This window comes from Nonomuraea sp. NPDC005501 (assembly GCF_040605905.1).
Taxonomy (GTDB): Bacteria; Actinomycetota; Actinomycetes; order Streptosporangiales; family Streptosporangiaceae; genus Nonomuraea.
In genome coordinates this window covers 1-19,948 of sequence record NZ_JBEXDT010000012.1, presented here as the reverse complement: position 1 = coordinate 19,948, position 19,948 = coordinate 1, and the positions used below count along the sequence as shown (strand labels likewise).

The following is a 19,948-nucleotide window of genomic DNA, read 5'->3' as shown; positions in this document are numbered from 1 at the left end:
AGCACTCAGGAGGCGTACGCGTCGTAGCCGAGCTTGGCGGCGACCGCCAGGCCGCAGGCGGCGGCGAGGTAGCGCAGGCTGTGCCCCGGCAGCCGCCGGGCGATCTTCGGCCCGAGCCACCCGCCCAGCAGGAATCCCGCCGCCAGCGGCGCCACCGCCCCCCAGTCGACCGGCCCGAACAGCGCGAACCCCACGGCCGCGACCGTGTTGGCCAGCCCGGACAGCACGTTCTTGACCGCGTTCGTCCGGGCCGGCGCCTGGTCGAGCATCGCCGACAGCACCGCGAACATGAGGATGCCGCCCGCCGCGCCGAAGTAGCCGATGTAGATGGCCACGACGAACAGCGCGATCCTCGCCGGTATCCCGTGCTCGGCGTGCTTGCGCGCCGAGGGCGGACGGACGAGGAGCAGGGAGGCGGCGGCGATGAGCCAGGGCGCGATCAGCTCGAACGTCCGCGACGGCGTGAGCAGCAGCAGGGTCGCGCCGGCCGCGCCGCCGAGCGCGGTGATCCAGCCCAGCCTGAGGACCCGGCTCCCCTGGCCCGCGAGCTCCGGCCGCGAGCCGGCCGCCGCGCCGAGGCCGGTGAACAGCAGGGCCACGGTGTTGGTGACGTTCGCGCTGAGCGGCGGCAGGCCGAAGGCCAGCAGCGCGGGATAGGACACGATCGAGGCGAGACTCACCACGGTGCTGACCACCCCGGCCGCGACGCCCACGCCGAGCAGCCCCAGCACGTCTCCGACGATCACCAGGACATGGTAGGGGCTGTCCGTTTTGTCGCCGAAGCCGGGTTGCTTGCTGACGTTCCGGTAGATCTATGGGTCAAACCGTTAGTGACCTTTCTACGGGATAGGTATGCCGGGACGCAGCAGGACCCAGACACATGGCCAGTCACATGGAAGGAGCCGAGAGCGTGACGACCGGCGACGACCGCCCGATGTTGACCACCCGGCAGGGACATCCCGTCCACGACAACCAGAATCAGCGCACGGTGGGCGCGCGAGGACCCGCGACGCTGGAGAACTACCACTTCCTGGAGAAGATCAGTCACTTCGACCGGGAGCGCATCCCGGAGCGGGTCGTGCACGCGCGCGGCACGACGGCCTACGGCTACTTCGAGGCGTACGGGAAGCTCGGCGACGAGCCGATCTCGCGCTACACGAGGGCGAAGCTGTTCCAGGAGGCCGGCAAGCGCACGGACGTGGCGCTGCGCTTCTCCACCGTCATCGGCGGCCGTGACTCGGCCGAGACGGCCCGGGACCCTCGCGGGTTCGCGATCAAGTTCTACACCGAGGACGGCAACTGGGACCTCGTCGGCAACAACCTCGGGGTGTTCTTCATCCGGGACGCCATCAAGTTCCCCGACGTGATCCACGCTCTCAAGCCGGACCCCGTCACGTTCCGCCAGGAGCCCGCCCGGATCTTCGACTTCATGTCGCAGACGCCGGAGTCCATGCACATGCTGGTCAACCTGTTCAGCCCGCGCGGCATCCCCGCGACGTACCGGTTCATGCAGGGCTTCGGGGTCAACACCTACAAGTGGGTCAACGACCGGAACGAGACGGTCCTGGTCAAGTACCACTGGATGCCCAAGCAGGGCGTGCGGAGCCTGACCGCCGAGGACGCGGCGGCCATCCAGGCCGGCGACCTCGGCCACGCGACCAGGGACCTGCACGAGGCGATCGAGCGCGGCGACTACCCCGAGTGGGAGCTGCTCGTGCAGATCATGTCCGACGACGACCACCCCGAGCTGGACTTCGACCCGCTGGACGACACCAAGGTGTGGCCGGAGAACGACTTCCCGCCACGTCCGGTCGGCCGGCTCGTGCTCGACCGCAACGTCGCGAACAACTTCGCGGAGAACGAGCAGATCTCCTTCGGCACGGGCGTGCTGGTGGACGGGCTGGACTTCTCCGACGACAAGATGCTCGTCGGGCGGACGTTCTCCTACAGCGACACGCAGCGCTACCGGGTCGGGCCCAACTACCTGCAGCTCCCGGTCAACCAGGCCAAGAACGCCACGGTACGGACCAACCAGCGCGACGGGCAGATGACGTACTACGTGGACGGCGACGGCGAGAACCCGCACGTCAACTACGAGCCGTCCATCACCGGCGGCCTGGGCGAGGCGCCCAAGCCCGTCTCCGCCGAGCAGGGGCCGGTCATCAGCGGCCGGCTGACGCGGGCGCGCATCCCCCGGACCAACGATTACGCGCAGGCGGGCCAGCGCTACCTGCTGATGCACCAGTGGGAGCGCGACGACCTGGTCGAGAACCTCGTCCAGAACATCGGCCAGTGCGCCCGGCCGGTCCAGGAGCGCATGGTCTGGCACTTCCTCCTGGCGGAGGACGAGCTGGGGCTGCGCGTCGGCCAGGGCCTCGGGATCACACCCGCGGACGTCAGCCACCTGGAGCCCCTGCCGGGCCAGACGCTGACGGACGAGGACCGGCAGCGGCTGTCGCAGCTCGGCAAGAACGGCCCGCGGGACGTCACGGGGCTCAAGATGACGCACTGCGTGCCCGACGAGCGCGGCCTGCCGTAGACCATCGGCGCACCGCGGGGCCGGCCTCCGGCCACGGAGGCCGGCCGCCGCCGGGCTACATTGATCATGTGCTCGTGAACCAGCTTCACCCGTGGCCGGCCACCGCCGAGGAGGCACAGGCCATCCAGGACCGGCTGCGCCCACGCGTCGAGCTCACCGGGCCGACCACGTTCACGGCGGTGGCGGGCCTGGACGTCCACTACTACGGCGACGACCGGGTGCGCGCGGCCGTGGTGGTCCTCGACGCCGCCACGCTCACGGTGCTGGAGCAGGTGACCGTCGAGGACGAGGCCCGGTTCCCGTACGTTCCCGGGCTCTTCGCCTTCCGGGAGCTGCCCGCGCTGGTGCGGGCCCTCGAACGCCTGACGACCATGCCCGGCCTGCTGGTGTGCGACGGGTACGGGGTGGCGCACCCGCGTGGCTTCGGCCTGGCCTGCCACCTGGGCGTGCTGACCGGCCTGCCGGCGATGGGGGTCGGCAAGACGCCGTTCGTCGGCGACCACGCCGCCCCCGGGCGGGAGCGCGGGGCATGGACGCCGATCACGCTGAACGGCTCGACGGTGGGGCGCGCCGTCCGCACGCGGGAGGGGGTCAAGCCGGTGTACGTCTCCCCCGGTCATCGCATCTCGCTGGAGACGGCCACGGAGCAGGCGCTGCGCCTGTCGCCCCGCTACCGGCTCCCCGAGCCCGTCCGCCACGCCGACCACCTCGCCCGTCACGGCTGACGGGCTCCGGCATGCCGGGGCTCACGCGCCGGCGTGCTCCTTCGGGGTGAGGATGGCCTGGGCGTCCGCTCCGGCGAACCACAGGCCGATGACGAACGCGGCCGTGGCCTCCAGGAGGGTGGCCCTGGCCAGTCCCCCGCCGTCCAGCGGCGTGCAGCCGAGGTCCGCGACCAGCCGCCGTACCAGCTCCAGGGCGGCCGGGTCGTCCCCGCACAGCGGCACGGCCAGCGGCCTGCCGTCGAAGACCGGCGGCGTCATCCGCCACACGTCCACGTGGCACAGGTTGAACGCCTTCACAACGTGGGCCCCTGTGAGGTCCGCCGCCGCCCCGGCGATCGGACGCGTGGGGTCGTACGCGTCCGGATGGACGTTGGTCACGTCGATGAGCGGCTTGCCGCGCAGCGCCGTACCCGCCGCCGCGAGCACGTCCGTCAGGCCCGCCTCCAGCACGGCCGCCATCACGACGTCGCCGAACGCGGCCGCCTCCGCGAACGTGCCCGCCAGCACCTCCCGCTCCTGGACCTTCGCCGCCCCGGTCATCCGGGCGGCCAGGGCGGCGGTCTTCTCCGCGTCGCGGCCACTGATCATGACCTCGTGACCCGCGCGATGCCACTGGGTGCCGAGGGCGTCGGCCATGCCGCCCGCGCCCAGGATGCCGATCCGCATGTTGTGCTCCATCCGTGTAAAGGTGTGACGGGACGACGGTACGAAGGCCGTCGCACACCATTCGGTGCGTATCGAGGGGGTCCACGGTGTTCCTCGCCGACTGCCAGGCCAGGCTGGCCTTCGATCTGATCGCCAACACCTGGAGCGCCGTGGTGGTGTGGGCGTTGCGCCAGGGACCCCGGCGGCCCGGCGAGCTGCGCGCGGCGATCGGCGGCGTCAGCCCCAAGGTGCTCACCGAGACGCTGCGCCGGCTGGAGTCCAACGGCCTGGTGGTGCGCCACGCGTACGCCGAGGCGCCGCCCCGCGTGGAGTACGAGCTGACCGGCCTGGGCCGGAGCCTGCTGGAGCCGATCGAGCGGCTGGGCGAGTGGGCCTTCGCCCACGCGGACGAGGTGATGGACGCGCAGGACCGGTGGGAGGCCACCGGTGAGCTGGAGGAACGGCCCGCCGGCTGACCGGCGCGGCGTGGCCGGAGCTCACAGCCAGCCCAGCGCCTGGGCGTGGCGGACGGCCTCGACGCGGTTGCGGGTGCGGGTCTTGCCGATGGCCGAGGACAGGTAGTTGCGGACGGTGCCCTCCGACAGGTGCAGGCGGGCGGCGATGTCGGCGATGGTCGAGCCGTCGGCCGCGGCGGCGAGCACGTCGCGCTCCCGCGCCGACAGCGGGTTCGGGCCGGCGCTCAGCGCGGCGGCGGCCAGCCCCGGGTCGATCACCCGCTCGCCGGCCCGGACGCGGCGCACCGCGGCGGCCAGCTCCCGCGCCGGGCTGTCCTTCACGAGGAACGCAGCCGCGCCGGCCTCCATCGCCCGGCGCAGGTAGCCGGGACGGCCGAACGTCGTCAGGACCATCACCCGGCAGTCCGGCAGCAGCCGCCGGATCTCCTCGGCGGCGGTGATGCCGTCGCCGCCGGGCATCTCGACGTCGAGCAGCGCGACGTCCGGCTGCGTCTTCCTCGCCACGGCCACCGCCTCGGGCCCCGAGGCCGCCTCCCCGACCACCTCGATGTCGCCCTCCAGGCCGAGCAGCGTGACGAGGGCGCCGCGCACCATGGCCTGGTCCTCGGCCAGAATGATCCTGATCACGGCTGCTCCCGCTCTCTCTCGCCCGGCACGGCCATCGCGGCCGCGCTCCCGTCCGGCCCGGACTCCGGCTCAGGCTGGGGCTCAGGCTCGGCTCGGGCTCGGGCCCGGGTTTCCGCGCGCGCTCCGGCTCCGGCTCCAGCCGGGACGCGGACGGCGAGGCGGAAGCCGCCGCGCACCGGGGCCGCCGCCATCGTGCCGCCCGCCGCCGCGACTCGCTCCGCCAGCCCGGCCAGCCCGTTCCCCTCCCCCTCGGCCGCTGACCCCGCCTGGCCGCGCCCGTCGTCCGTGATCTCCAGTGTGGCCTCCGCCCCGTCGTACGTCACGGTGATGTCGCAGCGCCGTGCCCCCGAGTGGCGCAGGACGTTCGTGCTTCCTTCGCGGACCGCCCACGCGAGCAGCCCGTCGAGCGCGGCCGGCAGCGGCGTCCCCGACAGCCGGACGAATGTGTCCGTGCCCGCCGACTCCAGCGCGGCGCGGGCGCCGTCCACCGCCTCGGCCAGCCCCCGCTGCCGGTAACCGGTGACGGCCTCCCGCACCTCGACCAGCGCCTGGCGGGCCACCTCCTCGATGTCACGGACCTCCCGCCACACCGCCGGCGACCCCTCGGCCAGCCGCCCGGCCAGCTCCGCCTTCATCGCGATGAGCGAGAGGCTGTGGCCGAGCAGGTCGTGCAGGTCGCGGGCGATGCGCAGCCGCTCCTCCCCGGCCGCGAGCCGGGCCACCTCGCCCTGCGCCTCCCGCAGCCGGGACACCAGCAGCCGGGTGTTGCGCACGTTGGTGAACAGCACCGCCAGCGTCACGACCTGGAAGAGGAGCAGGACGAGGGTGCCCGAGTCGGTGCCGGTGACCAGGCCGAGCCCGGCGACCGTGACCCCCATGGCGGCGACCGCGGCCACGGCCTGCCGCCTCGGCAGCGCCATGGCGAAGGCCACGCTCATGTAGACCGGCAGCGCGAGCCACCCCCCGCCGAAGATCGGCGGGAGGGCGACGGCGAGCAGCGTGGTCAGGCCGAGCAGCGCGTACGTCCAGCGGCCCGGGCGGCCGAACGTCCGCTGGCTGAGCACGATCCCGACGTAACCGCCGACGAACACGATCAGGGCGACGCACGCCCACACCGCCCGGGCCCCGGTGACCTCCCCCCGCAACACCCCCAGGACGGGGGTCACGAGGTAGACCAGCCCGACGGAGATCATCAGCAGCCGCCTGACGGGCGAGAGGCCGTCAGGCGGCCCGGAAAGGCTCATCCGCGTACGGTAGCTCGCCGGTAGGCGAGGACGGCGAGCACTCCGAGGGCCGCCGCCCAGCCGGCGACCGTGAGCGCGTCCGTCATGGGCACGCCGTGGCCGGCGATGACCTTCCAGCCCATGTCGGCGTAGCTGTAGGCGGGAGTCGCCTCGGCGACGGAGCGCATGGTGTCACTCATGGTGCTCACCGGGAACCAGAGCCCGCCCACGATCACCAGCCCCAGCATGGTGACGAGGGTGACGGGCTGGACGGCCTCGGGCCGCAGCAGCGAGCCCACGATCAGCCCCAGCGCGACGAACGGCACGGCCCCCGCCCACAGCGCCCCCACCAGCGCGGCCCACCCCCCGGCCGGCAGCGACACGCCCTGCGTGAGCGCCCCGGCCAGGCACACCAGCAGCATCGAGGGCAGGACCAGCACCAGCGCGCCCACCAGCTTGCCCACGATGATCATCCAGCCGGGCAGCGGCGTGACCCGGAGCTGCGGCAGCCAGCCCGAGGCGCGCTCCTGCGCCCACGGCCCGGCGGTGTTGACCAGCGCCCCGGAGATCGCGCCGTAGGCCGCCATGGAGACCATGACGTAGGCGCTGAGCGTGACGCCGTCGCCGGTGGTCTCCTTGCCGAAGACGTTGGCGTTGAGCAGGTAGATGACGAGGGGGAACCCGATCCCGATGATCACGAACTTCTTGTGGCGGACCATGCGCAGCATCTCCAGCCGCACGTATGAGGCGAGCATCAGGACTCCCGGGTGAGGGCGAGGAAGGCGTCTTCGAGGTGGCCGCCGGAGACCTCCAGGTCGCGGATCACCAGCGTGGTGTCGCGGTAGAGAGCGGCGGTGGTGAGGGCGGTGTCGTCGGTGCGCAGCCTGGCCACGCCGTCGCGGATCTCCACCGCGGTGACGCCCGGCAGGGACTCCAGCCCGGCGGCCGGCTGGTCGCCGAGGCGGAAGGTGACGAGCCGGCCGCCCGCCGCGGCCTTGATCTGCGCGGTGGTGCCGTCCGCGGCGAGCCTGCCCCCGGCGATGACGAGGACCCGGTCGGCGTGCTGGTCGGCCTCCTCCAGGTAGTGGGTGGCGAACAGCACGGTACGGCCGTCCGCCGCGTACGCGCGCATGCCGTCCCAGAAGCGCAGCCGCGACTCGACGTCCATCGCGGCGGTCGGCTCGTCGAGCATCAGCAGGTCGGGCGCGCCCGCCACGGCCAGCGCGAACCTGACCCGCTGGGCCTGCCCGCCCGACAGCCGGCCCGCGCGGCGCCTGACCAGCGGGCCGAGGTCGGCCAGGTCGAGGATCTCGCCGAGGGGCAGCGGCCGGGGGTAGAGGCCGCGCACGAAGCCGACGAGCTCGCCGACGGTCAGCTCGGGCATCAGCTCGCCGTGCTGGAGCATGGCGCCGACCCGGCCGCGGGTGACGGCCTCCTCCGGCGGGCCGCCGAGCAGGCGGACCGTGCCGGCGGTGGGCCGGGTCAGGCCGAGCAGCAGGGAGATGGTGGTGGACTTGCCGGCCCCGTTGGGGCCGAGCAGGGCGATGGCGCCTCCGGTGCCGGCCGTGAGGCTCAGGCCGTCGACCGCGCGCACGTCGCCGTAGTGCTTGGCGACGCCGTCCAGGGCGAAGGCGGGGGTGGAGGGAAGGGGTTCCATGCCTTCCACGCTAGGAGCGCGCCGGGCGGCCCCCTGGTGCCGTGCGTCCTGCGTTCACGCTGACATTTGTCATGCGGCTGCCTACCGGGCGAGCGCGGCGTGGCTGTAGGGTGCGCGCGTGTCCGTTCCTGTCCGCCGGGACAACCCCGCCGGGTCCGCGCTGCGTTTCGCCACCGAGCTGATCGCCTGGGTCGCCACCCCGTGGGCTCTGGCCTCCCACTCCGTCGCGCTGGCCGTCCTGTCGGTGGTCGTGCTGATCGGGTTGCCGACGTTGTTCTCCACGCCGGGCGACAAGCGGAGCGTGATCGTGGCCGTGCCGGGGTTCGTGACGATCCTGCTGGTTCTGCTCCAGCTCGTGGCCGCGGTGGCGGCGTCGTGGGTGGCCTGGCCGGCGGCGGTGGCGGTCGTCGTGTCGGTGCTGGCCGTGGCGACCGTGGCGTTCGAGGTGCCGCGCTGGCGTCGGCTGCTGTCCGGCGGTGCCCGCTCCACGTCCCGGACGGGCTGAGCCCGGAGGGGCGCGTCCCGAACGGGCGGGACGTCTCAGAGGGCGGTTCGCACGTTGATGTCCTTTTCGTCGTTGCGGTTGGGTAAGGCTACCTGGTCATAGGCTCGCGGTCTGGCCAGGGACGGGGCTGGGTGAACAATCCCGGCTCGGTCTCTCATCGACCGATATCCGGCAAGTCTTTGTCAGGTCGCGTCATGTCCCATTGATGACCTCTTCCACCGCGCTGCTTCCGATGCTGTCACCGTTGAGGGTGCCGACGAGGAAGCCGCGACGGACGGAGCCTCCTGCATAAGTGCCCCAGATCTCGCTGTCGTTCTGGTGATAGGTCAAGAGCGTCTCGGTGCCGACTTCACCGCCTGCTACATCTGCGACAGCGCGGAATCGGCGGCCGTCCAGGGAAGGAACTGTCATACAAGCGATCTTATGGATCATCCGACCGACTCTCTCGCTGAGGAGCTGTTCTCCGCCACCGCCCTGCAACCTTCTGATGCGGTGCGAGCACCCATCACTTCCGTACACCGCTCCTCAGGAGTGCCAACCTTTCGCGGCGCCCACAGCGTCTGGAGGGTACCGACATGAGGAGAGACGTTGGATCGCGATGCCAGTTTCCAGGCGTTCGTGGATGCTCACCAACGCCCGTTGATGCGCTTGGCCTACCTGCTCACCGGAGAGATCCACCTCGCGGAGGACCTCTTGCAGAGTGTGCTGGTCCGCATGATCGGGCGGTGGTCGAAGTTACGCCACATCGACAACCTTGACGCCTATGCGCGCAAGACCATGGTGAACCAGTACATCTCGTGGCGGCGGCGCCGCGGTTCCGGCGAGGTGCCGAGCGCCGAGCCGCCCGACCGCGCCTACTCGTCCGAAGACTCCGCGGTCCTGCGGATCGTCCTGCGCCAGGCGCTCATGCGGCTGACGCCCAAGCAGCGCGCGGTACTCGTCCTGCGCTTCTACGAGGACCGGACCGAACGTGACGTCGCCGACCTGCTGGGATGCTCCGTCGGCACCGTGAAGAGCCAGGCGCACCACGCCCTGGCCCGCCTGCGTGCGCTGGCGCCCGAGCTGGCGCCGAGACTGCCTGTTCTGGACGAGAACTCGGCTCATAGTGAGGGGGCACGTCGATGACCTGGCTCGGAGAACAGCTCGGCCGCATCGCGGACGACATGCCGGAGCGCGATCTGAGCGCCAGGACGTTCGACATCCATCAGCGCAGGCGGCGCAACTCCATGGCGCTAGCCGCCGCCGCGGTGGTCGTCGTCACCGTGCTCGCCGTCGCCGTCGGGGTACGGGTACTGCCCGCGGAGCCGCGCGCCGCCGTCCGCCCGTCCAGCCCACCCGAGCAGTCCACCATCAAGGTCGGAGTGGTGCCGACCGTGGAGTCGGTGCCCGTGTTCGTGGCCATGACCCAGGGCTACTTCAAGGAGGAAGGGCTGTCGGTGGAGCCGGTGATCATCAGCGGTGCGGCGGCCGCGGCGCCTCAGATCGAAAGCGGCGTGCTGGATCTGGCGCAGACCGACTACGCCACGGTCTTCAAGGTGAACGAGATGGGCGAGAAGTTCAAGATCGTCTCTAGCCTGTACCAGGCCGCGCAAGGAAGCGTCGCGGTCGTCGTGAGCGCCAAGTCGAAGATCAGAACGGCGACCGACCTCAGGCGAAAGAGGGTCGCGATCCCGAACATCGCGGGCCTCGGGTCGTTGGCGCTGACAGCTGTGCTGAAGCGGGTCGGGCTGACGTTGAGGGACGTCGTGCTGATCGAGAAGCCCTATCCCGACATGCTCGACGCGATGGGCAGGGGGCAGGTGGACGCTGTCCTGCTGGCCGAACCGTTCGTCACCGTAGGCCGTGAGACCAAGCACACACGAATTGTGGCTGACGCGATGACCCAGGAGTTCGCGAACCTGTACACCGCGGGCATGACGGCCACCGACAAGTGGATCCGGGGAAACCCTCGCACGCTGGCGGCCTTCCAGCGCGCGCTGGCCAAGGCGCAGCGCCTGATCGCGAGCGATCCCCAGCAGGTGCGCGACGCGCTGCCCCGCTACACGAGGATCTCCACGGCAATGGCGGCAGGCGTCGCGTTCGGCTCCTATCCCGCCAAGCTGGACCTGACAGAACTCCAGCGGGTCGCCGATCTGGCCCGCGCCCACAAGATGCTCGAACGCCCGGCAGACCTCAGGAGCGCGGTTGTGAAGGGCGGCTGAGCCCGGCCACTTCTCGAGATTCCAGGTGATCGGTTGCGAAGATCTGATCTACGCCCAACGGAAGCACGCGGGCATCGACCGACTGTCCGACGCGCCGACTGTCACCCTTGTCTCCACTTCGCGGACCTTCATCATCGGCGCCGCCTTCGCCGACGAATGACCGCCGTGTGGGCGGCGCCCGGTGGGTCATTCCGGCACTCCGGGGTGGCTCGTAGTCACACGTGAGCCGGGATTTGGATGTTGACCTGGGGGAACGCGTGCAGGGCCGGGCAGGGTCATGTGCCTGCGCCCTTCACGGCCGAGTGCTGGTCGGGTCAGGACCGGCACGGGTCTCCGTCTTCGAACCCGCAGCAGGGCGAGCCACGCGAACCACCCTCTCAGAGGCGCAGCTCGGGCGGGAGGAGCGTCGCCGCGTCCAGCAGCTCGACGCCGAGCAGCTCACCGGAGGCGCCGTAGTCGAGCACGGCCCGGCCGGCCGTCTCCTGGCGCACGGCCTCGCCCGGCACGATCTCGTGCTTCATCGCGAGGTAGGCGATGTCGTGGTCCTTGTCCCAGGACAGGTACACGGTCCGCGGCCGGCGGCCGTCCGGCTCCTCCTCCCAGGTGAGCATCCCCTCCTTGGCCTCGTGGGAGCCGGCCAGCGCGGCCCGGACCATGGCGAGCGCCAGGTCCACCGCCTCCAGCGAGTCGACGCCGGTGACCTTGCGCTCGTGTTCCCATCCGGCCAGACCGTCGATCCGGTACGGGCACGACCACTCGCCCGTGGGCTCTTCCACGGGCACGCCGATCGTGACCGTGACCTCGTGCGGCGGCTCGGTGGCGAGCGTCAGCGTCCGGCGGGCGATCTCGTACATGCAGGGTGATCTACCCCGAGGTGAGGAGGGCAAGACAGGCCCTCGGGCGGCCGGAAGATGTTTCGGTCACGTCACGGCATCGTTTCCTTGCCGTATGCCCAGATTAGTCCTAAAGTCGCATCTCATACATCGCATATGATGCGCCAGTCCAGGAGGAGTCTTCGTGGCGATGCCAGTCTTCAGTCCCGGCGCGTTGCCGTCCCGTACGGCACACGTGCTGGAGACCATCAAGGCGGCGATACTCAACGGCCGGTTCAAGCCGGGGACCCCCCTGGTCGAGAGCGACCTGGCCGGCCAGTTCGGCGTCTCGAAGACACCGGTGCGCGAGGCGCTCAAGGCGCTGGAGAGCACGGGGCTCGTCGTCATCCGTCCCTACACCGGCACCACGGTCCGCCAGTTGAGCGACGAGGACGCGCTGGAGGTCTACGACATGCGCCTGCTCCTCGAACCCGAGGCGGTGCGGCGCAGCGTCGTCGCCGCCGCCGACTTCTCCGAGGCGGCGCAGTCCCTCGACCGGGCCTCGCAGGCCGCCGACGCGTCCGAGCGCAGCATCGCCAACCGGGACTTCCACCGAGGTCTCTACGCGGGCTGCGGCAACCCGCTTCTCGTCCGCACCCTGGACGGGCTCCGGGACCAGACCGCGCTGGTGTCGGCCGCGTCGTGGTCGCGCAGCCCGTCATGGGAGGAGGAGGCCGAGGAGCACGCCGCGATCCTCGCCAAGGTGCGCGAGGGCGACGGCGACGGCGCGGCCACACTGGTCCGCCGGCACATCGAAGGCTTCGTGGCCAGGCACCTGAGGAGGGAAGCGGCCACCCGATGAAGCGCGAGATGCGGCCCGTTCTCCGCCAAGATCCCGGGCCGCGTCTCTGAGAACACACACGCTCCCTCAAGGAGCGTCTCTGGTACCCCCGTCAGAGGAGCAACCATGACCCATTCTACGCCGACGCGCGCGCCGTCGGCCCCCGCCCGCAGCCGCATGCGGTGGACCATCGTCGGCTTCTCGGCCCTCGGTCTGACGATCGCCTACCTCGATCGCGCGGCGCTCAGCGTGGCGATGCCGTTCATGTCCGAGGAGTTCGAGATCAGCCCCGCCGTCCAGGGCGTCCTGCTCTCGGCGTTCTTCTGGACCTACGCCCTGTTCCAGATCCCGTCCGGCTGGCTGCTGGACCGGTTCGGCCCGAGGGTGATCTATCCGATGGCCGTCGGCTGGTGGTCGGTCTGGACCGCGCTGATGGCCCTCACGCAGAGCTTCGGCTGGGTCATCGTGTCCCGGCTCGGCCTCGGCGTCGGCGAGGCTCCCGTGCAGCCGGCGAACGTGAAGGTCGTCTCGCAGTGGTTCCCGCGCAAGGAGCGGGCGTTCGCGTCGAGCCTGTTCGACATGGGCCAGCAGATCGGCACCGCCCTGTCCGTCCCGGTGGTGACGGCCCTGGCCGTCCTCGGCGGCTGGCGCCTGTCGTTCCTGGTCATCGGGGTGCTCGGCATCCCGTGGCTCATCGGCTGGCGCCTGGTCTACCGGCACCCGGAGCAGCACCCCCGGGTCTCGGCCGAGGAGCTGGCCCACATCCGCTCCGACCAGGGCGAGGCGACGGCCGGCTCGACGGCCGACGGTGCCTCCAGCGAGAAGGTGCCGTGGGGCCGGCTGCTGCGCGACAACCAGGTGTGGGCGCTGATGACCGGGTACGTGTTCCGCTCGCTCGCCGGGGCCTTCTTCCTCACCTGGTACCCCAGTTACCTGCTCAAGGACCGCGGGTTCAGCAAAGAGGACTTCGGCATGGTGGGCGCCATCCCGGCGCTCATCGCCATCGGCGCCACCGTGCTCGGCGGCATCGCCTCGGACCGCATGCTGGCGTCGGGGATGTCGACCAACGCCGCCAGGAAGATCCCGATCGTCTCCGGGCTCGCGCTGAGCGCCTGCATCGGCTTCGCCCCGTTCATCGAGAGCAACGTCCTGCTGATGGTCGTGCTCACCGTCAGCAGCGCCGCCCACTCCTTCGCGGGAGCCGCGATCCTGAGCCTCCCGGCCGAGGTGGCGTCGTCCCCGGCCAGCGTCGGCTCCATCGCCGGGTTCCAGAACTTCGGCTCCCAGCTCGGCAACCTGATCAGCCCGATCGCGATCGGCCTGTTCCTGAGCGCCGGCAGCGGCTCCTACGTCGGACCGCTGGTCGGGGCCGCGGCGAGCTGTCTCGTCAGCGCGGCCATCTACCTGTTCTGGGTGCGCGTCAAGCCCGTCACCCCATCGCCGGAGCCGGCCGGAACGGCTCCCCCGTCTCCCGGAAGGACCACGTCATGAGCGCCCGTCCGAGCACCGCGGACCTGAACACCGCGGATCTGAAGGAGCGGCTCAGCACCGTCATCGGCATCCCCGTGGTGCCCTACGCCGCCGACGGCGAGATCGACCACGACCGGGCCGTGGCGCTGGCCCGCCGCCTGGTCGGCAACGGGATCACCGCGCTGACCCCGAACGGCAACACCGGCGAGTTCTACGCGCTGACCCCCGACGAGCGCCGCGCCGCTCTCACCAGCGTCGTCTCCGCCCGCGCAGCGACGACGACGATCGTCGCCGGGGTCGGGCTGGACGTGCCGACCGCCGTCTCGGACGCCCTCTTCGCCCGGGAGGCCGGCGCGGACGCCATCATGATCCACCAGCCCGTGCTGCCGTACCTGTCGGCCCGGGGATGGGTCGAGTACAACGCGGCGATCGCCGCAGCCGTCCCTGACCTGGGGGTGCTGCCGTACCTCAGCACCACCGCGGTGTCCGGCGCCGACATCGCCCGGCTCGTGGAGCGGGCCCCGAACGTCGTCGGGCTGAAGTACTCGGTCCCGGACCCGGTCGTGTTCGCCACCACCAAGGCGCGGGCGGGCGACGGCCTGCTGTGGATCGCCGGCCTGGCGGAGTCGTACGCCCCCGCCTACTGGCAGGCCGGGGCGCGGGCGTTCACCTCCGGGCTGGTCAACGTGGCCCCGGCCGTGTCGCTGGAGATGCTCGCCGCGCTGAGGGACGGCGACTACGACACGGCGACGCGGGTATGGCGGCGGATCAGGCACTTCGAGGAGCTGCGGGCCCGCGACCGCGCGGCCGACAACGTCTCCGTGGTCAAGGAGGCGATGCACCAGCTGGGGCTGTGCCGGCGCGAGGTGCGCCCGCCCAGCCATCCGGTGACCGCCGCGGTGGCGGCGGAGGTGGCCGAGTCGATCAGCCCGTGGCGCTCGGCCGTGCCCGAGCTGGGGACGGAGCTGCGCATATGAGGATCGCGTCACTGGAGACCTTCCGCCAGCGGGTGGGCGACCGCCCCCGGATCCTGGTGAGGATCACCGCCGACGACGGCACCACGGGCTGGTCCGAGGTCTACAACCACGGGCCCGACCTGGCCTACCCGCCGCTGCTCGACTACCTGTTCGAGCAGGTCAAGGGCATGGACGCGCGCAGCCCGAGCCGGGTCAACCAGTTCCTGCTGCAGTCCTGCCGCTTCCCGCAGGGTGCCCTCGGCCTGGCCGCGATCGCCGCGATCGACCTCGCGCTGTGGGACATCGCCGCCAAGGCCGTGGGCGTGCCGGTCTACCGGCTGCTCGGCGGCGCCGTACGCGACCGGGTGCGGGTCTACGCCGGCCTGTACTCGGCGCCCGACCCGGCCGAGCTCCAGGAGCGGACCGCGGCGCTGCACGAGCGCTTCGGGTTCACCGCGTTCAAGCTGAGCCCGTACCGCCGTGACCCGAACCGGGTGCGGTCCGGGCTGGTCGCGAACGAGCTCGGCGCGTACTTCGGCCGGGTCCGGGCCGGGCACCCGGAGGAATGGGAGTTCGCCTTCGACGCGCACGCCTGCCTCTGGGAGCCCCGCCAGGCCGTGGAGCTGGGCGCCGCCCTGGCCCCGCACCAGCCGCTCTTCCTGGAGGAGCCCATCCGGCCCGAGCACCTCCCGGCGTGGGGGCGGATCAGGTCGGAGCTGGCCGTGCCGCTGGCGACGGGCGAGTCGCTGTACTCGCCGCACGAGTTCCTCGCGCTGCTGACGGCGCAGGGAGCCGACATCGTGCAGCCCGACATCTGCGTGGTCGGCGGGATGACGCAGCTCCTGAAGATCGCCGCCATCGCCGACGCGCACTACGTCCCCGTGGCGCCGCACAACCCGCTCGGGCCGCTCGCCACCGCGGCGAACGTGCACTTCGCGGCGGCGGCCACCAACTTCGCCATCCTGGAGTACAAACCCGACGAGGTGTCGTGGTGCCCCGATCCCTACCTGCCGGTGGACGGGCATCTCGACCTGCGCCCGGACCGGCCGGGCTGGGGCGTCGAGATCGACGAGGACGCCCTCCGGGAGGACGACTGGGTGCGCTGGGACCGGAAGGTGCCGACCCGCCCGGACGGGTCCACGGCCTGGATGTGAGCAGAGGGGTCCCCGCCGTCGTCCCATACCGGCGGCGTCGGAAAACTTCCACGCCCGACCGGCGGGGATTACTCTGCGAACGTTCACGAGGGGGGCTGGGCGATGGATGAGCCGTTCGGGACCAGGCTGCGGGCCAGGCTCGACAAGTACGGGCCGCTGTGCGTCGGCATCGACCCCAGCCCGGGGCTGCTGCACGCGTGGGGCCTGGACGACTCGCCGGCGGGGCTGGAGCGCTTCAGCAGGACCGTGGCCGACGCCGTGGGCGACGTCGCGGCGGTGGTCAAGCCGCAGCCGGCGTTCTTCGAGCGGTGGGGCAGCCGCGGCGTCGCCGTGCTGGAGTCGGTCATCGCCGACCTGCGGCAGGCCGGCCCGCTGGTCGTCCTGGACGCCAAGCGCGGTGACATCGGCGCCACGATGGCCGCCTACGCCGAGGCGTACCTCGACCACGGCAGCCCGCTCGCGGTCGACGCGGTCACGCTCAGCCCGTACTTCGGGTTCGGCGCGCTGGAGGGGGCGATCACCTCGGCCGTCGCCAACGACGCGGGCGTCTTCGTGCTGGCGCGCAGCTCCGGCCCGGAGGCGGCACGGTTCCAGGAGCCGGTGGCCGGGCAGGTCTTCGCGGGCGTCGAGGCGGCCAACGCGGGCCGGGCGCCGCTCGGCCCGGTCGGCGTGGTGATCGGCGCCACGCTGCCCTCCGCCGGCCACCCCCTCGAGCGCCTCAACGGCCCCATCCTCGCGCCGGGCGTCGGCCCGCACGGGGCCTCGCCCGCCGACCTGGCCCGGCTGTTCCATCCGGTACGGCACGCGGTGGTCCCGTCGGTCTCCCGCGCCGTCCTGGCGGACCCGGGCCGGGTGCGGGAGCTGACGCTGCGCTACCGGGACGAGTGCGCCCACCACCTGTCCGCCTGACGCCCGGGGCGTCCGCCGGACGGCCCGAACCGTCCCGGGGCGCGGTGGTCAGCCGGTCGGGCCGGCGTCGGGGCGCACCTCCGGCTCCTCTCCGACGCCGCCGGTCCGTCCCTCCCCATCCGGTTCGGCCGCGGCCTCTTCACCCGCGTCTTCACCCGCGCCGGCACCCGCCTCGGCCTCGGAGGCGGCCTGGGCCTCGGGCGGGTCGGCGGGGATGGGGCGGCCGGAGCGGGACGTGCCGGCGCCGGACCGCTCGGCGACGACGTCGCTCTCCGCGTTGAGGCCCGTCACGGTGTCGGGCAGGGGCTCAGGATGTTCGTCGTGGTTGTCGCTCATGAGCGGTCACCTGCCCCCGCCGGCCCCGCTGATGTGGCGAGCGGCGGGGTGAATCCGATCATCTCCGCCCCTTCGCCGGCAGCTCCGAGACGGTGACGAACCGGTAGCCCTCGGCGTGCAGGGCCGACACCACGCCCCTGATGGCCGCCCGCGTGTTCGCCCCGCTCCCGTACCAGGGGTGGAGCAGGATGATCGAGCCCGGCCGCGTCCGGGCCCGCACCTCCGCCACGATCTCGCCCGCCGTGGGCGTCCTGCCGGAGTCGGGCTCGACGTCCCACATGATGGTCCGCTGCCCGTGCTCGGCCAGGTACATCGGCAGCACGACGAGCTTCTTGCCCGTCGGCGGCCGGAACGTGATCTCGCCCTTCTGCCCGGCGGCGCGGATGAGCGTGTTCGTCCGCTCCACCTCGTCCTTCACGGTCCCGGGCGAGACGAACACCATCCGGCGGTGCGTGTAGGTGTGGTTGCCCAGCTCGTGCCCCGCCGCGACGAGCGCCGCCGCTTCCTTCGGGAACCTCTCCACCTGCGAGCCGACGACGTAGAAGGTGGCCCGGGCCCGCTCGGCGGCGAGGGCGGCGAGCACCTCGGCGGCGTGCTCGTCCGGCCCGTCGTCGAAGGTCAGGGCCACCACCTTCTCCGTCGTGCCGGCCCGCGACACCAGCTCGCCGGCGACCTGGTACGTACGCGAGTTGACCAGCCGGTACAGGCCGGTGGCCACCAGCACCAGCGCGAGCGCCACCGCCGCCGTCACCCACAGCCGTCGCCGTCTCATCGGCTCTCCCCCGTGATCGTGATCATGGGGGAGGAGTCTAGAGAGCGGCGTCGATCTCCGCGCGGCTCGGCATCGACGTGCTCGCGCCCGGCCGCTGCACCGACAGCGCCGCCGCCGCCGACGCGAACCGCAGCGCCTCCTCGGCCGGCCGGCCCTCCGCCCGGGCCACGGCGAGCGCGCCGACGAACGTGTCGCCCGCCGCCGTGGTGTCCACGGCCTCCACCCGGACGGCCGGGACGCGCACCCGCTCCCCCGCCCGAGAGCCGTACAGGGCGCCCTCCGAGCCGAGCGTGATCACCACCTCGGGGACCCGCTCCAGCAGGCGGTCCAGGGCGTCGCCCGGGTCGGTGGCGCCGGTGAGGGCCGCGGCCTCGTGCTCGTTCGGGACGATGAGCGCGACCGCGTCCAGCAGCTCGTCCGGCAGCGGCTGGGCGGGCGCCGGGGTGAGGACGACCGGCACGCCCGCCTCGCGGGCGGCCCGGGCCGCGCCGATGACGGCCTTCATGGGCAGTTCGAGCTGGAGCAGCACGGCGCGGGAGGCGGCGATGACGGCGCGCTCCTCCTCGCTGGGCGCGGTGACCAAACCGTTGGCGCCGGGCACCACGATGATGGAGTTGCCGCCGTCGTCGTCCACCACGATGTGCGCGATGCCGCTCGGGCCCGGCACCTGGCGCAGGCGCTCGACGTCGACGCCGGCGACCGCGAGCGTTTCGCGGATCTCCGCGCCGAACCCGTCGTCGCCGACCGCGCCGATGAAGGCGACCTCCGTGCCCGCGCGGGCGGCGGCGATGGCCTGGTTGGCGCCCTTGCCGCCGGGCACGGTGCGGAACAGGCGGCCGGTGACCGTCTCGCCGCGCTTCGGCGCCCGGTCCACGTACGCGACGAGGTCCATGTTCGCGCTGCCGAACACCGAGATCATGCCGTCATCAACTCCCCCGTGCGCCGGGCCAGCTCGTCCAGCCCGATCCCGTCGAACCCGGTCACACTGCTGGCCAGGCTGTTCCTCATCCTCCACCGCTCGGGCACGCCGCCGTTCAGCGCCCCCGCGACCGAGCCCACGGTCGCGCCCGCCGAATCGGTGTCCCAGCCGCCGGCGACGGCCCCGGCGATGGAGGCGGTGAAGTCGCCCCGGCCGTGGATCAGGGCCGCGGCGACGAGGGCGGCGTTGTTGATCGTGTGGACCCAGTGCAGGCCGGCGTGCCGCTCGTGGAGGCGGTCGACGACGCGCTCGAAGTCGGGCTCGGACGCCGCGTCCTCGGCCGCCCGCCGTACCGCGTCGTGCAGCCGTGAGCCGGGCGGGACCACCGACAGGCCGGCGGCCACCACCTCCTCCACGGAGGTCGCCACCAGCGACTGCGCGCACAGGGCCGCGGCGAACATCGCGCCGTAGACGCCGTTGGCGGTGTGCGTCAGCCGGGCGTCGCGCCAGGCGTACTCGGCGGCGGTGGCCGGGTCGCCCGGGTTGACCCATCCGTACACATCGGTCCGGATGAGCGCGCCGATCCACTCGCGGAACGGGTTGCGGTGCGTGGCGGTCTCGGGCGGCTCGACGCCGGACAGCAGGTTGCGGTACGCGACGCGCTCGGCGGTGAACGTGCGGCCCGCGGGCAGCTCGTCCAGCCACAGCTTGGCGACGTCGTCGGTGGTGAAGCCGCGGCCGTGACGCTCCAGGACGGTCAGGGCGAGCAGCGGGTAGTTGAGGTCGTCGTCCTCCGGGACGCCGTCGATGTTCTCGGCGAGCGAGTTGACGGCGCTGCGCCGGTTCCACGGCCAGCGGGCGGCCACCTCGGCCGGCAGCCCCCGCGCGGTGAACCAGTGGCGGATGGGCCAGTTGCCGGTGGCCTCGGCGATCTCCCTGACCCCCTCGCGGGGGATCTTCTCCACCGGCTTGCCGAGCACGCACCCGGCGGCCCGCCCCTGCCAGGCGCCCAGCAGCCGCGCCGGGTCCACCGGGCGGCGGTCGCGGGGCGCGGGCCACGAGGGGGTGGCGGCGACGACGGCGGCCAGGTCGGTGGGCTCGGCCAGCGGCGACGGGACGGCGGCCAGCTCGTCCAGCAGCCGCTCGGCCAGCGGCCGCAGCCGCGCCGCGCCCGGCTCGGA

At 72.4% G+C, this 19,948-nt stretch carries 23 protein-coding genes; 11 read left to right on the top strand and 12 right to left on the bottom strand.

Annotation, left to right across the window (positions count from 1 at the left end):
• Positions 1 to 5: 5 nt before the first annotated feature.
• Positions 6 to 746 carry a sulfite exporter TauE/SafE family protein gene (locus tag ABZS51_RS09365; protein WP_310712439.1) on the bottom strand — a complete coding sequence of 247 codons (741 nt, stop codon included), beginning with the start codon at positions 744 to 746 and terminating at the stop codon, positions 6 to 8.
• Positions 747 to 934: 188 nt separating this feature from the next.
• Here ABZS51_RS09365 and ABZS51_RS09360 point away from each other — a divergent pair, with 188 nt between their 5' ends.
• Positions 935 to 2,539 (top strand): catalase, encoded by a 1,605-nt coding sequence (locus ABZS51_RS09360; protein WP_355438212.1) that lies wholly within the window; start codon positions 935 to 937, stop codon positions 2,537 to 2,539.
• Positions 2,540 to 2,607: 68 nt separating this feature from the next.
• A complete protein-coding gene (locus ABZS51_RS09355) occupies positions 2,608 to 3,264 on the top strand; it encodes an endonuclease V (RefSeq protein ID WP_355438075.1) in 657 nt (218 codons plus the stop codon).
• 21 nt (positions 3,265 to 3,285) lie between these two features.
• On the opposite strand, the gene ABZS51_RS09350 is transcribed toward ABZS51_RS09355, so the two are convergent.
• A complete protein-coding gene (locus tag ABZS51_RS09350; RefSeq protein WP_355438073.1) occupies positions 3,286 to 3,930 on the bottom strand; it encodes an NAD(P)-binding domain-containing protein in 645 nt (214 codons plus the stop codon).
• 86 nt (positions 3,931 to 4,016) lie between these two features.
• Here ABZS51_RS09350 and ABZS51_RS09345 point away from each other — a divergent pair, with 86 nt between their 5' ends.
• Entirely contained in the window at positions 4,017 to 4,385 is a 369-nt protein-coding gene (locus ABZS51_RS09345) for a helix-turn-helix domain-containing protein (protein ID WP_355438071.1), read from the top strand.
• Positions 4,386 to 4,406: 21 nt separating this feature from the next.
• Here the strand turns inward: ABZS51_RS09345 and ABZS51_RS09340 are convergent, their stop codons facing one another.
• From ABZS51_RS09340 to ABZS51_RS09325, 4 genes are read right to left on the bottom strand one after another with little or no spacing between them, the layout of a single operon-like run.
• Positions 4,407 to 5,012, bottom strand: coding sequence for a response regulator transcription factor (locus ABZS51_RS09340; protein ID WP_310712443.1), 606 nt, complete (start codon positions 5,010 to 5,012; stop codon positions 4,407 to 4,409).
• Positions 5,009 to 6,256 carry a histidine kinase gene (locus tag ABZS51_RS09335; protein ID WP_355438069.1) on the bottom strand — a complete coding sequence of 416 codons (1,248 nt, stop codon included), beginning with the start codon at positions 6,254 to 6,256 and terminating at the stop codon, positions 5,009 to 5,011. The genes ABZS51_RS09340 and ABZS51_RS09335 overlap by 4 nt, the downstream gene beginning before the upstream one ends.
• On the bottom strand, positions 6,253 to 6,990 hold the full coding sequence (locus tag ABZS51_RS09330) for an ABC transporter permease (RefSeq protein ID WP_355438067.1): 738 nt from the start codon (positions 6,988 to 6,990) through the stop codon (positions 6,253 to 6,255). Before ABZS51_RS09330 ends, ABZS51_RS09335 begins: the two co-directional genes overlap by 4 nt.
• Positions 6,990 to 7,892 (bottom strand): ABC transporter ATP-binding protein, encoded by a 903-nt coding sequence (locus ABZS51_RS09325; protein ID WP_355438065.1) that lies wholly within the window; start codon positions 7,890 to 7,892, stop codon positions 6,990 to 6,992. Before ABZS51_RS09325 ends, ABZS51_RS09330 begins: the two co-directional genes overlap by 1 nt.
• A 118-nt stretch (positions 7,893 to 8,010) precedes the next feature.
• Here ABZS51_RS09325 and ABZS51_RS09320 point away from each other — a divergent pair, with 118 nt between their 5' ends.
• On the top strand, positions 8,011 to 8,397 hold the full coding sequence (locus ABZS51_RS09320; RefSeq protein WP_355438063.1) for a hypothetical protein: 387 nt from the start codon (positions 8,011 to 8,013) through the stop codon (positions 8,395 to 8,397).
• A 192-nt stretch (positions 8,398 to 8,589) separates the two neighbouring features.
• Here ABZS51_RS09320 and ABZS51_RS09315 read toward each other — a convergent pair whose 3' ends face one another.
• The gene (locus ABZS51_RS09315; protein ID WP_355438061.1) at positions 8,590 to 8,829 is read right to left on the bottom strand and encodes a hypothetical protein; all 240 of its coding nucleotides are present in this window, start codon (positions 8,827 to 8,829) and stop codon (positions 8,590 to 8,592) included.
• Positions 8,830 to 8,985: 156 nt separating this feature from the next.
• On the opposite strand from ABZS51_RS09315, the gene ABZS51_RS09310 reads away from it, so the two are divergent.
• Positions 8,986 to 9,522 (top strand): SigE family RNA polymerase sigma factor, encoded by a 537-nt coding sequence (locus tag ABZS51_RS09310; protein WP_355438059.1) that lies wholly within the window; start codon positions 8,986 to 8,988, stop codon positions 9,520 to 9,522.
• On the top strand, positions 9,519 to 10,598 hold the full coding sequence (locus ABZS51_RS09305; RefSeq protein WP_355438057.1) for an ABC transporter substrate-binding protein: 1,080 nt from the start codon (positions 9,519 to 9,521) through the stop codon (positions 10,596 to 10,598). Before ABZS51_RS09310 ends, ABZS51_RS09305 begins: the two co-directional genes overlap by 4 nt.
• Before the next feature lie 377 nt (positions 10,599 to 10,975).
• Here ABZS51_RS09305 and ABZS51_RS09300 read toward each other — a convergent pair whose 3' ends face one another.
• The gene (locus tag ABZS51_RS09300) at positions 10,976 to 11,452 is read right to left on the bottom strand and encodes a DUF2283 domain-containing protein (RefSeq protein ID WP_355438055.1); all 477 of its coding nucleotides are present in this window, start codon (positions 11,450 to 11,452) and stop codon (positions 10,976 to 10,978) included.
• A 169-nt stretch (positions 11,453 to 11,621) separates the two neighbouring features.
• Here ABZS51_RS09300 and ABZS51_RS09295 point away from each other — a divergent pair, with 169 nt between their 5' ends.
• The 5 genes from ABZS51_RS09295 to pyrF all read left to right on the top strand — a co-directional run bounded on the left by ABZS51_RS09295 (position 11,622) and on the right by pyrF (position 16,740).
• Positions 11,622 to 12,272 carry a GntR family transcriptional regulator gene (locus ABZS51_RS09295; RefSeq protein WP_310712464.1) on the top strand — a complete coding sequence of 217 codons (651 nt, stop codon included), beginning with the start codon at positions 11,622 to 11,624 and terminating at the stop codon, positions 12,270 to 12,272.
• Between the two features lie 105 nt (positions 12,273 to 12,377).
• The gene (locus tag ABZS51_RS09290) at positions 12,378 to 13,742 is read left to right on the top strand and encodes an MFS transporter (protein WP_310712449.1); all 1,365 of its coding nucleotides are present in this window, start codon (positions 12,378 to 12,380) and stop codon (positions 13,740 to 13,742) included.
• Entirely contained in the window at positions 13,739 to 14,698 is a 960-nt protein-coding gene (locus tag ABZS51_RS09285; protein WP_355438053.1) for a dihydrodipicolinate synthase family protein, read from the top strand. The genes ABZS51_RS09290 and ABZS51_RS09285 overlap by 4 nt, the downstream gene beginning before the upstream one ends.
• Positions 14,695 to 15,831 carry a mandelate racemase/muconate lactonizing enzyme family protein gene (locus tag ABZS51_RS09280; protein WP_355438051.1) on the top strand — a complete coding sequence of 379 codons (1,137 nt, stop codon included), beginning with the start codon at positions 14,695 to 14,697 and terminating at the stop codon, positions 15,829 to 15,831. The genes ABZS51_RS09285 and ABZS51_RS09280 overlap by 4 nt, the downstream gene beginning before the upstream one ends.
• A gap of 102 nt (positions 15,832 to 15,933) precedes the next feature.
• The gene (gene pyrF / locus ABZS51_RS09275; RefSeq protein WP_355438049.1) at positions 15,934 to 16,740 is read left to right on the top strand and encodes an orotidine-5'-phosphate decarboxylase; all 807 of its coding nucleotides are present in this window, start codon (positions 15,934 to 15,936) and stop codon (positions 16,738 to 16,740) included.
• Between the two features lie 48 nt (positions 16,741 to 16,788).
• Here the strand turns inward: pyrF and ABZS51_RS09270 are convergent, their stop codons facing one another.
• From ABZS51_RS09270 to ABZS51_RS09255, 4 genes are all read right to left on the bottom strand, one after another.
• On the bottom strand, positions 16,789 to 17,076 hold the full coding sequence (locus ABZS51_RS09270; protein ID WP_355438047.1) for a hypothetical protein: 288 nt from the start codon (positions 17,074 to 17,076) through the stop codon (positions 16,789 to 16,791).
• Positions 17,077 to 17,134: 58 nt separating this feature from the next.
• On the bottom strand, positions 17,135 to 17,848 hold the full coding sequence (locus tag ABZS51_RS09265) for a polysaccharide deacetylase family protein (RefSeq protein ID WP_355438045.1): 714 nt from the start codon (positions 17,846 to 17,848) through the stop codon (positions 17,135 to 17,137).
• A gap of 37 nt (positions 17,849 to 17,885) precedes the next feature.
• Positions 17,886 to 18,767: a ribokinase gene (gene rbsK, locus ABZS51_RS09260; protein ID WP_355438043.1), complete on the bottom strand. Its 882-nt coding sequence runs from the start codon at positions 18,765 to 18,767 to the stop codon at positions 17,886 to 17,888.
• On the bottom strand, positions 18,764 to 19,948 hold a 1,185-nt coding region (locus ABZS51_RS09255; RefSeq protein WP_355438041.1), incomplete at its 5' end, for an ADP-ribosylglycohydrolase family protein. The genes ABZS51_RS09255 and rbsK, both read right to left, overlap by 4 nt.

Coding starts and splice junctions, on each gene's coding strand:
- ABZS51_RS09330 (WP_355438067.1), bottom strand. CDS start 6,990: ATGCTCGCCTCATACGTGCGGCTGGAGATGCTGCGCATGGTCCGCCAC.
- ABZS51_RS09265 (WP_355438045.1), bottom strand. CDS start 17,848: ATGAGACGGCGACGGCTGTGGGTGACGGCGGCGGTGGCGCTCGCGCTG.
- ABZS51_RS09335 (WP_355438069.1), bottom strand. CDS start 6,256: ATGAGCCTTTCCGGGCCGCCTGACGGCCTCTCGCCCGTCAGGCGGCTG.
- ABZS51_RS09325 (WP_355438065.1), bottom strand. CDS start 7,892: ATGGAACCCCTTCCCTCCACCCCCGCCTTCGCCCTGGACGGCGTCGCC.
- ABZS51_RS09305 (WP_355438057.1), top strand. CDS start 9,519: ATGACCTGGCTCGGAGAACAGCTCGGCCGCATCGCGGACGACATGCCG.
- ABZS51_RS09270 (WP_355438047.1), bottom strand. CDS start 17,076: ATGAGCGACAACCACGACGAACATCCTGAGCCCCTGCCCGACACCGTG.
- ABZS51_RS09295 (WP_310712464.1), top strand. CDS start 11,622: ATGCCAGTCTTCAGTCCCGGCGCGTTGCCGTCCCGTACGGCACACGTG.
- ABZS51_RS09350 (WP_355438073.1), bottom strand. CDS start 3,930: ATGCGGATCGGCATCCTGGGCGCGGGCGGCATGGCCGACGCCCTCGGC.
- pyrF (WP_355438049.1), top strand. CDS start 15,934: ATGGATGAGCCGTTCGGGACCAGGCTGCGGGCCAGGCTCGACAAGTAC.
- ABZS51_RS09360 (WP_355438212.1), top strand. CDS start 935: ATGTTGACCACCCGGCAGGGACATCCCGTCCACGACAACCAGAATCAG.
- ABZS51_RS09290 (WP_310712449.1), top strand. CDS start 12,378: ATGACCCATTCTACGCCGACGCGCGCGCCGTCGGCCCCCGCCCGCAGC.
- ABZS51_RS09315 (WP_355438061.1), bottom strand. CDS start 8,829: ATGATCCATAAGATCGCTTGTATGACAGTTCCTTCCCTGGACGGCCGC.
- ABZS51_RS09300 (WP_355438055.1), bottom strand. CDS start 11,452: ATGTACGAGATCGCCCGCCGGACGCTGACGCTCGCCACCGAGCCGCCG.
- ABZS51_RS09285 (WP_355438053.1), top strand. CDS start 13,739: ATGAGCGCCCGTCCGAGCACCGCGGACCTGAACACCGCGGATCTGAAG.
- ABZS51_RS09280 (WP_355438051.1), top strand. CDS start 14,695: ATGAGGATCGCGTCACTGGAGACCTTCCGCCAGCGGGTGGGCGACCGC.
- rbsK (WP_355438043.1), bottom strand. CDS start 18,767: ATGATCTCGGTGTTCGGCAGCGCGAACATGGACCTCGTCGCGTACGTG.